This is a genomic window from Pseudomonas sp. HMSC076A11, from assembly GCF_001810205.1.
Taxonomy (GTDB): Bacteria; Pseudomonadota; Gammaproteobacteria; order Pseudomonadales; family Pseudomonadaceae; genus Pseudomonas; species Pseudomonas aeruginosa.
Genome location: NZ_KV800317.1, coordinates 130,308 through 140,406 on the forward strand (window position 1 = coordinate 130,308; position 10,099 = coordinate 140,406).

General features: G+C 67.1%; 8 protein-coding genes. 4 read left to right on the forward strand and 4 right to left on the reverse strand.

The window, feature by feature from the left end:
- Positions 1 to 9 precede the first annotated feature (9 nt).
- Positions 10 to 306, reverse strand: coding sequence for an antibiotic biosynthesis monooxygenase family protein (locus HMPREF2716_RS23885; RefSeq protein WP_003088696.1), 297 nt, complete (start codon positions 304 to 306; stop codon positions 10 to 12).
- Between the two features lie 581 nt (positions 307 to 887).
- Here HMPREF2716_RS23885 and cmrA point away from each other — a divergent pair.
- The 4 genes from cmrA to HMPREF2716_RS23905 all read left to right on the forward strand — a co-directional run bounded on the left by cmrA (position 888) and on the right by HMPREF2716_RS23905 (position 5,631).
- Positions 888 to 1,820, forward strand: a complete 933-nt coding sequence (cmrA, locus tag HMPREF2716_RS23890; RefSeq protein ID WP_003088694.1) for an AraC family transcriptional regulator CmrA — start codon at positions 888 to 890, stop codon at positions 1,818 to 1,820.
- Between the two features lie 87 nt (positions 1,821 to 1,907).
- On the forward strand, positions 1,908 to 3,263 hold the full coding sequence (locus HMPREF2716_RS23895) for a hypothetical protein (RefSeq protein WP_058148726.1): 1,356 nt from the start codon (positions 1,908 to 1,910) through the stop codon (positions 3,261 to 3,263).
- A gap of 58 nt (positions 3,264 to 3,321) precedes the next feature.
- Entirely contained in the window at positions 3,322 to 3,582 is a 261-nt protein-coding gene (gene yidD, locus HMPREF2716_RS23900) for a membrane protein insertion efficiency factor YidD (RefSeq protein ID WP_003106504.1), read from the forward strand.
- Positions 3,583 to 3,756: 174 nt separating this feature from the next.
- Positions 3,757 to 5,631: a DUF3857 domain-containing transglutaminase family protein gene (locus HMPREF2716_RS23905; protein ID WP_003114879.1), complete on the forward strand. Its 1,875-nt coding sequence runs from the start codon at positions 3,757 to 3,759 to the stop codon at positions 5,629 to 5,631.
- 158 nt (positions 5,632 to 5,789) lie between these two features.
- On the opposite strand, the gene HMPREF2716_RS23910 is transcribed toward HMPREF2716_RS23905, so the two are convergent.
- From HMPREF2716_RS23910 to HMPREF2716_RS23920, 3 genes are all read right to left on the reverse strand, one after another.
- On the reverse strand, positions 5,790 to 6,692 hold the full coding sequence (locus HMPREF2716_RS23910) for an RluA family pseudouridine synthase (protein WP_003142571.1): 903 nt from the start codon (positions 6,690 to 6,692) through the stop codon (positions 5,790 to 5,792).
- 120 nt (positions 6,693 to 6,812) lie between these two features.
- A complete protein-coding gene (gene sstT, locus HMPREF2716_RS23915) occupies positions 6,813 to 8,042 on the reverse strand; it encodes a serine/threonine transporter SstT (protein WP_003106499.1) in 1,230 nt (409 codons plus the stop codon).
- Positions 8,043 to 8,528: 486 nt separating this feature from the next.
- The gene (locus HMPREF2716_RS23920) at positions 8,529 to 9,899 is read right to left on the reverse strand and encodes an APC family permease (RefSeq protein WP_003106497.1); all 1,371 of its coding nucleotides are present in this window, start codon (positions 9,897 to 9,899) and stop codon (positions 8,529 to 8,531) included.
- Positions 9,900 to 10,099: the final 200 nt, after the last annotated feature.

Sequence of the window (10,099 nt, forward strand, 5' to 3'; positions counted from 1 at the left end):
CGCCCGGTTTCAGAAAGGCCGCTCCTGCACGTCCAGGGTCGCCGCCAGCGCTTGCCAGAGCACCTCGGCGAAGACCCGCTGGGCGTCGCCGGACAGGTACGCCTGCATGGCCGCTTCATCGCTCCACTCGCTGTGCAACAGCCACAGGTCGGCGTCCCCGTCCGCCTGGCGCAGTTCGTAGCGCAGGCAACCGGGTGCAGCCTGGCCCGCCTGCGCCAGCTCTTGCAGGCGCAGGCCGAGGCGGTGCGACTGGCCGCTGCGGGCGCGAATGCTGACCAGGTGACTGGCCCGATTGAACGCTGGCATGCTCTCTGCCTCCTCGACATGGATTCGCCGCTGCGCAAGCGGCACCAGGAGTGGAAGGGCCGGCGGCGCCGAGACGCCGGCCGGCCGCTGTGGGGTGTAAGGGTGACGCATGTGCCCTGCCTCCGATTACCAATTGCCGGAATGGGTCCGCGCCAGCGCGCCGCCCGCGGCGGAGCCGGCAGGCGAACGGGAAGGCGTGTCGGGGACCAGCGCGCCGTCGCGCGACCGCGAACGGGAGGCGCCCGGCGCGCGCTCCGGCGGCACGCCGCCCGATGACAGTCTGGCCTGTTGATTTGACATAGGTGTGTCCCCCTGCAGGTATTTCCCATCGGCATGACGGAGATTCCGCCATGCCAGCCAGATTAGGGGGACGGCGCGGGGAATCGGTAGACGGATACTGTCGGGTTCTTGCCTGAAACTGCCGCGTTCCGGTTTTTTCTCATCCGCTTGCGCCCGGTGAAACGAGCTGGCTTGCCTGTTCCTGGCGAATGCTTGCCTGATCCTGCCATCGCGCAGCGCGATGGATGCCTGTCGCCGCGACGCGCGCTAGTCTTGGGAAGGTTTCCCCCGCGAGTCCCCGCATGAGCGAAAACACCCCGCTTCTTTCCGTCGATCTCCCCGCCGAATTGCGCCAGCGCCAGAGCGAACTGGCGCAGTCGCTGCTCAGGCATTGCCCCCGCGACGGTATCTACGGCACCGCCGTCGAACCCCTCGCCCTGATCCGCGCCGACGGCCCCACCCTGCCGGCGCGCGGCATGCACAAACCTGCCCTGTGCATCATCGCCCAGGGCCGCAAGGAGGTGCAGTTGGCCGAGGAGCGCTATATCTACGATCCGTTGCACTACCTGGTGGTCTCGGTCACCCTGCCGCTGGCTGGCCAGGTGATCGACGCCTCGCCGGACGCACCCTACCTCTGCGTCCGGCTGGATATCGACCCGGCGGAAATCACCCAGCTGATCTCCGACGCCGGGCCCATGGAAGTGGCCAGCCGGCGCGGCGACCGCGGCCTCTACGTCGACCGTATCGACGCCAGCCTGCTGGATGCGGTGCTGCGCCTGATCCATCTGCTGGACAGCCCGCGCGACATCCCGATGCTGGCGCCGCTGATCCTCCGCGAGATTTTCTACCGCCTGCTGCGCAGCGGCCAGGGCCAGCGCCTGCACGAGATCGCCATCGCCGACAGCCAGGCCCACCGCATCACCCGCGCCATCGACTGGATCAACCAGAACTACGGCAAGCCGCTGCGCATCGAGCAACTGGCCCAGGTGGTCAACCTCAGCCCCTCGACCCTGCACCACCGCTTCAAGGCCGTGACCGCGATGAGCCCGTTGCAGTACCAGAAGCAGCTGCGCTTGCAGGAAGCACGCCGGCTGATCTTCAGCGAGGGCCTGGAAGTGGCCGCCGCCGGCTACCGGGTCGGCTACGAAAGCCCGTCGCAGTTCAGCCGCGAGTACAGCCGGCTGTTCGGCGCCCCGCCGCTGCGCGACCTGGCGCGGGCGCGCAACACCGCCTAGGGGAACGCGGCAGCCGCCGCGACGGTCAATCGGGAAGCGGCGGGATACCTTCGTCGCCCCGACCGACCTTGCGCAACCGTACCCGCCATGACCCGAGCCCTGCCCCTGCTCCTGCTTGCCCTGTCCCTTCCCGCCGCGGCGACGGACAGCGAGTCGTTCGCCCGCCGCTACCTGGCCTATGCCCATGCCGTCGGCCAGCACAGCGAACGACTCTGGCCCGGCTGGCGGATGGCCGACAAGGCCTTCCTCTACAGCGATGGCCGCAGTACCTGGGTCGCCGATGCCGAAGGCCGCGCGCAGCGCACCACGGTGGCGGGCGACAGCGACCCGGATCTCGACCTGAGCTATGCCTTTCCGCGTTACCGGGGCCGTCCGGCGGTGCTGCTGCAGATCAGCGCCGCGCACCTGCGGAGCAATACCGGCAATAGCGAGACGCTGGCCGCCATCGGCCCGCACGAAGCCTTCCATCGCTACGCCCAGGAAGACTGGCCGGGCCTGCGCAAGCCCGGTGGCTATCGCGGCGACCTGGCCACGCTCGACCCGCGCCCGCGGGAATACCGCTATGCCCTGTTCCAGTCGCTGCTCCAGGCCCTGCGCACGCCCGGGCAGCGCGACAGCTACCTGAGCGACGCCCAGGGCTGGCTGCGCCGCTGGCGCGAAGCGGCTCCCGAGGAAAGCCGGCTGGCGGCGCAGGTCGATCTCAGCGAAGGCACCGCGCGCTACATCGAGATAGCCGCCGCCGCGCGCTACCGCACCGATTTCGCCGAGGATCCGCAACGCTATCGGCAGGCGCTGCGGGAGTACGCGCTGGCCTTCTACGATGCCAACGAGATCGGCGTCGGCGTCGACAGCGAAGCCTACGAGATCGGCGCGCTGGCCGGAGTGCTGCTGGACCTGCGCGACGACGACGCGGACTGGAAGGAAGCCGCGATAGCCGGCACCTGGCCGCTGGACTACCTGCTGCGCGACCAGCCTCCGGCCTGGAGCGAACTTCCCGACGACGCGCGGGCGCGCGGCGAGCGCTACCGGCGCGAGATGGGCGCCACCCGCCAGCGCCTGGTCGAGTTGCAGGAGGCCTTCGCCGACCCACGGCGACCGCTGCTGGTGATCCCACAACCGCGCCGCACCATCGGCTTCACCACGGCGGCCAGCGAGGTGCGCGGGGGCTTCTACGTTCTTGCCGACGGGCCGTTCCGCCAGGCCTACCTCGGCGCGCGCTGGAATGTCGGCGAGCTGACCCTGGACGGCGTCGACTACCTGGAGGGCGACGCCGAGGCGTACTGCCCGGGCTACGGCCGTTCGGCACTGATTCCATTGCGCGGAGGCGCTTGGCGCGAGGGCACGCTGGCGCCGGAAGAACCCGGCCTGCGCGGCCGCCTGGCGACTGCTCGCAGCCTCGTCGACGGGCGGACCCTTTATTGCGCAGCGGAGAATGCTCCTTGAGGACCGACAACGGCGCTACAATGCCCGCTCGCCGCCGCAACCCCGCCGAGGGCTCGCCATGAAGTTCCTGCTGATCGGGCTGATCCGCTTCTACCAGTACGCAATCAGCCCGCTGATCGGTCCCCGCTGCCGCTTCTACCCCAGTTGCTCGCACTACACCCTGGAAGCCATCCGCGTGCATGGCGCGCTGCGAGGCGGCTACCTCGGCGCGCGCCGGCTGCTGCGCTGCCACCCCTGGCACCCGGGCGGCTACGACCCGGTTCCGGAGCGCCAGGAACAGGCGTGCGCCTGCCACAGAACGGCAAAGCCCGGCAAATGAAGCCGGCAAAAAGATCGCAACGGCGACATCCCGCACATAACCGGACCCGCCGGTCGACATGCGGAATTGATAAAACCTATCATTCAGGGTCCATCTCCCCGGCTATCGCCCGGCGCCCCCATGCGCCAGGCGACGCCTGGGAGCTCCGCTCAAACGTTTCATCCTGAGGCACCGATGCCCCGTCATCCCTTCTCCCCTTCCTTCCTCGCCGCCAGCGTCTTCTGCGCCGCCACCCCGGCCCTCGCCGCACTGCAACCGATCGCCGAGGCGCCGCTGGCCGGCGAAACCGAGTTCCGCTGCCAGTTCAACGCCGACAACAGCACCGATTGCGTGAGCACCTACAGCTTCACCATCCTCAAGCCGAGCGGCCGCGAGATGCTCTCGCGCATCGATCGCAGCTACGCGGAGACCGACAGCCTGATCGTGGAGAAGGCCGAGCTGACCCAGCCCGGCGGCAAGCCGGTGCCGCTGGACCAGTCGCAGATCGATACGCGCACCGCGCCGAACCCGGACCAGGGCTTCCTGCGCGAACGTCAGACCTCCCTGGCGTTCCCCAACCTGCGCGTCGGCACCCGCATCAGCTACACCCTGCGCGAGCACTTCACCGCCAAGCCGCTGAGCACCCAGTTCCACTACATTCTCAGCCGCCCACCGATGCCGGTGCGCGACGACCGCTTCGTCGCCGAGTTCAAGGCCGAGCGGCCGATCTTCGTGCGCAGCGAGCTGATGGACGCCTATCGCATCGAACAGAGCGCCGACAAGAAGACCCTCAAGGTCAGCCTGAAAAAGCCGCAATACACCAACTACATCAACGAAGCCGGCAACGCCTACCTGCGCCATACCCCGCGCCTGGAGCTGGGCAGTTCGCTGGACCTGCAGGACAACTTCGGCCCGTTCGCCGCGCGCTACAACGAGATCCTCGCCGCGGAGCTGCCCAAGGGCGCCGCGGCGGCCGTCGCCGCGGTGAAGGGCAAGCCGGCCCGCGAGCAGGTCGCCGGCCTGATGCAGTACATCAACGACACCTACCGCTACCTGGGCGACTGGCGCGCCAGCGAGCGCGGCTACGTGCCCTTCTCCCTGGCGGAGATCGAGCGCAATGGCTACGGCGACTGCAAGGACCTGGCGATCCTCCTCGCCGCCATGCTCAAGGCCGCCGGGATCAAGGCCGAACCGACCCTGGTCAGCCGCGGCGACGTGGTCTGGGACCTGCTGGTGCCCGGCATGTACGCGCCGAACCATGCCATCGTCCGCGCCGAGGTGGACGGCAAGACCTGGTGGCTGGACCCGACCAACCCGGTGTTCGCTCCCGGCCGCATCATGCCCGACATCCAGCAGCGCTGGGCGCTGGTGCTGGGCGCCGACGGCAAGGTGCGGCGCGACGAGATTCCGCTGGAAGCGCCCGGCGACACCCTGCGCGTGACCCGCAGCGAGCATTACACCCATGACGGCGAAGCCCGGGTCGAGTCGCGCGTGGAGCTTTCCAACGCGCCGCTGATGCAGCTCAGCGTCGCCGATCGCCAGCGCGGCCGCACCAGCACCGACCAGGACCTGTGCCGCAACTTCGCCAAGGAAGGCAGCGACTGCGTGCTGGAGCGCGACGACAGCCAGTTCGTGCTGCCGCCCAGCTATACGATCAGTGCCAGGCTTACCGACCGCCGCGCCCTCGACCGGCTCGGCGGAGAGTATTTCTACAACCGCCAGGACCTGGCCAGCCAGTGGGATGCCTTCGCCAAGTACCGTAGCGAAGGCCAGTTGGCCGAGCTGTACCTGGGCGAACCGCAGATCACGTCCTACGACATCAGCCTGTCCGGCGGCAAGACTGACGAGCCGGCGCACAGTTGCGAGATCCGCAGTCCCTGGTTCGACATCGACCTGCAGGCCGAACCGGCCAAGGATGGCGGCTACCACTATCGTTATCGGGAAGTGCAGAAGACCAGTTGGCTCAACCACGACGAGATCAACAGCGCCGAGTTCGGCAAGCTGATCGAGCAGAGCCGCGGTTGCGTCGAGCAACTGCGCCTGGTGGTCAAGCTGGACAAGCGTCCCTGAGCGACCCGCGCCCGCTCCGGCGGGCGCGTCCAGCCGCACCAGCGGGCGATCCTTCTACTCGCCCGCGCAGCCCTCCAGGCCGAGCGCCTGTTCATAGAAACGCGCCATGCGCTCCGGGTCGGCGACGTACGCCAGCATTCCGCTGGCGAGCCTGTCGCCTACACCTGCCAATCGAGCCGCAGCCCGGATTCGAACGTACGCCTCTCCCCGCTCAGCGGGTCGTCGAAGCGCAGCCCCCTGGCCAGCAGCTTGAGCGGCCGCAGGTAGTCGTCGGGGCTGCCCTCGGCGTCCAGCAGCTCGGGATAGAACCCATCGTTCTGGATACCCGCGCCGAGTGCCGCGAGGTGCACGCGCAGCTGGTGCTTCTTGCCGGTCACCGGATACAGCCGGTAGCGCCACCAGCGGCCGTTGCGCTCGACGACCTCGATGCGCGTCTCGCTGTTCGGCTCGCCCTCGCCTTCGCGCATGCGGAAGAACGGCTCGCCGGGCACCAGGCGGGTCCTGCGCAGCAACGGGAAGTCCAGTTGCGGCAAGGCCGGAGCGATCGCTTCGTAGCACTTGTCGATGCGCCGCTCGCGGAACAGCGCCTGGTAGCACCCGCGGCTGCCGGGATTGGTCGAGAACAGCACCAGCCCGGCGGTATGCCGGTCGATCCGGTGCAGCGGCACCAGGTCGCGATTGCCGGTGCTGCGGGCCAGCCGCGCCAGGAGCGTCTGCTCGACGTAGCCGCCGGCCGGCATCACCGGCAGGAAGTGCGGCTTGTCCGCCACCAGCAGATGCTCGTCGCGGTACAGGATGCGCGCCTCGAAAGGAATCGGTGCCTCCACCGGCAACTCGCGGAAGTAGTGCACACGCAGGCCTTCGCGATATGCCGCCTGCGGGCCCAGCGCACGCCCCTCGGCGTCCAGCACCCGGCCCCGCTGCATGCGCGCCAGCCAGGTGTCGCGGTCGATGGCCGGGAAACGCGCGCAGAGACAGTCGAGCACGGTGCTCCAGGGACCGGCCGGCAAATGCAGGGTGCTGGCGCGGAGACTGGCATCGGGTAAGGAAGGAGACGACATGCGGCAACTCGGGAAGGACGGGCGACCATTAGGCCGCAGCGCGGCGCACAGGTCAAAGCACGCCGGGGCGAAACGAAGAAACCGCCCGAAGGCGGTTTCTTCCGTGACCCAGGGATCGAATCAGGCGGCGCTCGCCTTGCGCTCTTCCGCCTCGCAGGCGGCGGCGGTGAACAGCACGTCGGTCGAGGAGTTCAGCGCGGTCTCCGCGGAGTCCTGGAGGATCGCGATGATGAAGCCTACCGCCACCACCTGCATCGCCACCTCGCTGGGAATCCCGAACAGGCTGCAGGCCAGCGGGATCAGCAGCAGCGAACCGCCGGCCACGCCGGACGCGCCGCAGGCGCAGATCGACGCCACCACGCTGAGCAGGATCGCGGTCGGTACGTCCACGGCGATGCCCAGGGTATGCACCGCTGCCAGGGTCAGCACGGTGATGGTGATCGCCGCGCCAGCCATGTTGATGGTCGCGCCCAGCGGGATCGATACCGAATAGGTGTCTTCGTGCAGGCCCAGGCGCTCGCAGAGCTGCAGGTTGACCGGGATATTGGCTGCCGAGCTGCGGGTGAAGAACGCGGTCATGCCGCTTTCGCGCAGGCAGGTCAGCACCAGCGGATAGGGATTGCGGCGGATCTTCAGGAACACGATCAGCGGGTTGACCACGAAGGCCACGAACAGCATGCAGCCGAGCAACACCACCAGCAGGTGGGCATAGCCTTTCAGGGCCTCGACGCCGGACTCGGCGAAGGTCGAGGCGACCAGGCCGAAGATGCCCAGCGGGGCGAAGCGAATCACCACCTTGACGATCAGCGAGACGCCGTTGGACAGCTCGGAGAGCAGGTTGCGGGTGGTATCGCTGGCGTGGCGGAAAGCGATGCCGAGGCCGATGGCCCAGGCCAGGATGCCGATGAAGTTGGCCGAGATCAGGGCGTTGACCGGGTTGTCCACCACGCTCAGCAGCAGGGACTGGAGCACCTCGGCAATGCCGCCCGGAGGCGACATCTCGCCCGGATGGCTGGCCAGCACCAGGCTCGAGGGGAAGGCGAAGCTGGCGATCACCGCCACCACCGCGGCGCTGAAGGTGCCGACCAGGTACAGCAGCAGGATCGGCCGGATATGGGTCTGCTGGCCTTGCCTGTGGTTGGCGATGGATGCCATCACCAGGACGAACACCAGTACCGGCGCGACGGCCTTCAGCGCGGAAACGAAGACCTTGCCGATGAAGCCGACCTTGAGCGCGGCGGCCGGGAAGAAGCTGGCGAGCAGCAGGCCGGCGATCAGGCCGACGATGATCTGGCCCACCAGGCTGGTACGCGTCAGCAGATGAAGCAGGGGACGTTCAGGGTATGTCATGCAGATTTCTACTCTTATAGGTGTGTCGAAGGCCGGCCCAGGCAGCTTCCATGCCGAACGACCCTGTGCCGTTCCGCCCCCGCGAAGGGATGGTTCGAGCGAGCCGGGTAGTCTAGGGAAGGACGCGCAGCACCACAGGAAACACCGACCAGCGGATACCGGGCTCCCCGCCACGGCCATCGAACCGGATCGGGACGGCGTGGATTCTAGCCGTGTCTGCGCTTTTTGGGGGCGTCCAATTCTGTCTGGATTCGGACATGTCGTCGCAGGCGCATTGCCAGCCGGGAGGCCGGAAATCCCTGTGAAAAGGAGGGAAAACGCGAAATTCGCTGTCTGCAGATAGCCAAAGCCCGCCATGAGGCGGGCTTCAGATGGGGGGCTAGTCCGTTAGCCATGGGTCCATGATTGACCCGTCACCGTGAAAATTTCGTGAAGATTACCAATCTTTTTCCTTCACATTTCCGCTGAATCCATTCACCGCTCGCCTCACTGGGTCGGGCTCAGCTCGCTCTCCTGGAAGCGCGGCGGCGGACGGCTGAAGCTGCGAGTCAGGTAGAACAGGTAGCCGAAGCCCAGTCCGGCCCAGATCAGCCCCATCACCAGCGAGGTGCTTTCCAGGTTGAGCCAGAGCACCGCGACGATGGCCGCGCCGAGCAATGGCAGGACCAGGTAGTGGAAATGCTCCTTGAGGCTGCGGTTGCGCCCGCCGCGCACATAGAAATGCACGATCACCGAGAGATTGACGAAGGTGAAGGCCACCAGGGCGCCGAAATTGATCAGCGCGGTCGCGGTCACCAGGTCGAAGGAGATCGCCGAGAGCGCCACCATGCCCACGATGAGCACGTTGATCGACGGCGTACGCCATTTCGGATGGACGAAGCCGAAGATCCGCTCCGGCAGCACGTTGTCCCGCCCCATCACGTACAGCAGGCGCGACACGCTGGCCTGGGAGGCCAGGCCCGACGCCAGGGTATTGATGAAGGTGGCGCAAAGGAAGATCGACTGGAACAGCTTGCCGCCGACGTACAGGGCGATTTCCGGCAGCGCCGCGTCGGGTTCCTTGAAGCGTACGTTGGTCGGGAAATAGGACTGCAGGAAATACGACACGGTGATGAAGATCACCCCGCCGTACAGCGCGGTGAGGAAGATCGCCCGCGGGATCACCCTGCCGGCGTCGCGGGTTTCCTCGGACAGCGTAGTCACCGCGTCGAAACCGAGGAAGGAAAAGCAGAGGATCGTCGCCCCCGCCACCATCGCCGAGAGATGCGCGTGCTCGGAGAAGAACGGCTGGGTACTGAGCACCGTGGCGGTCCCCTCCCCGTTGTTCAGGCCGTGAATCACCAGGCCGATGAAGACCACGATGATCGCCAGCTGGACCAGCACGAAGACGGTATTGAAATTGGCGACCAGGTTCACGCTCTTGATGTTGATGAGGGTCATGATCAGCACGAACATCACCACCCAGATCCACGGGGCGACCTCGGGGAACAATGCGGTCAGGTAGATCTTCGCCAGCAGCGCGTTGATCATCGGCAGGAACAGGTAGTCCAGCAGCGACGACCAGCCGACCATGAAGCCGACATGAGGATTGATCGCCCGTTGCGCGTAGGTATAGGCCGAGCCTGCGGTGGGGAACTGGCGGACCAGCTTGCCGTAGCTGATCGCGGTGAACAGCACGCCGGCGAGGGCCAGCAGGTAGGCGGTGGGCACGTGTCCCTGGGAAATCCCGGATACGATGCCGAAGGTGTCGAAGACGGTCATCGGGGTCAGGTAGGCCAACCCGATCATGACGATCTGCCACAGCTTGAGGGACTTGCGAAGCTGGGTTCGTTCTGCGGTGGGGGGAGGATTCGACATGGGTATGCTTGCCTCGATTTCTTCTTTTTCTAATGCACAGCAAAGGAAGGCGGACGGGCGGAAACCGCAGGCTTGCCGCCGTCTACCTTCAGCAAGGGTGGGAACCTCGACGGAAGAACGGGCGGGCGGCGCCGGACCGGAGCCGCCCGCCCATGCTCACACGGTGTGCAGGTACCAGTTGTACTCGAGGTCGGAGATCG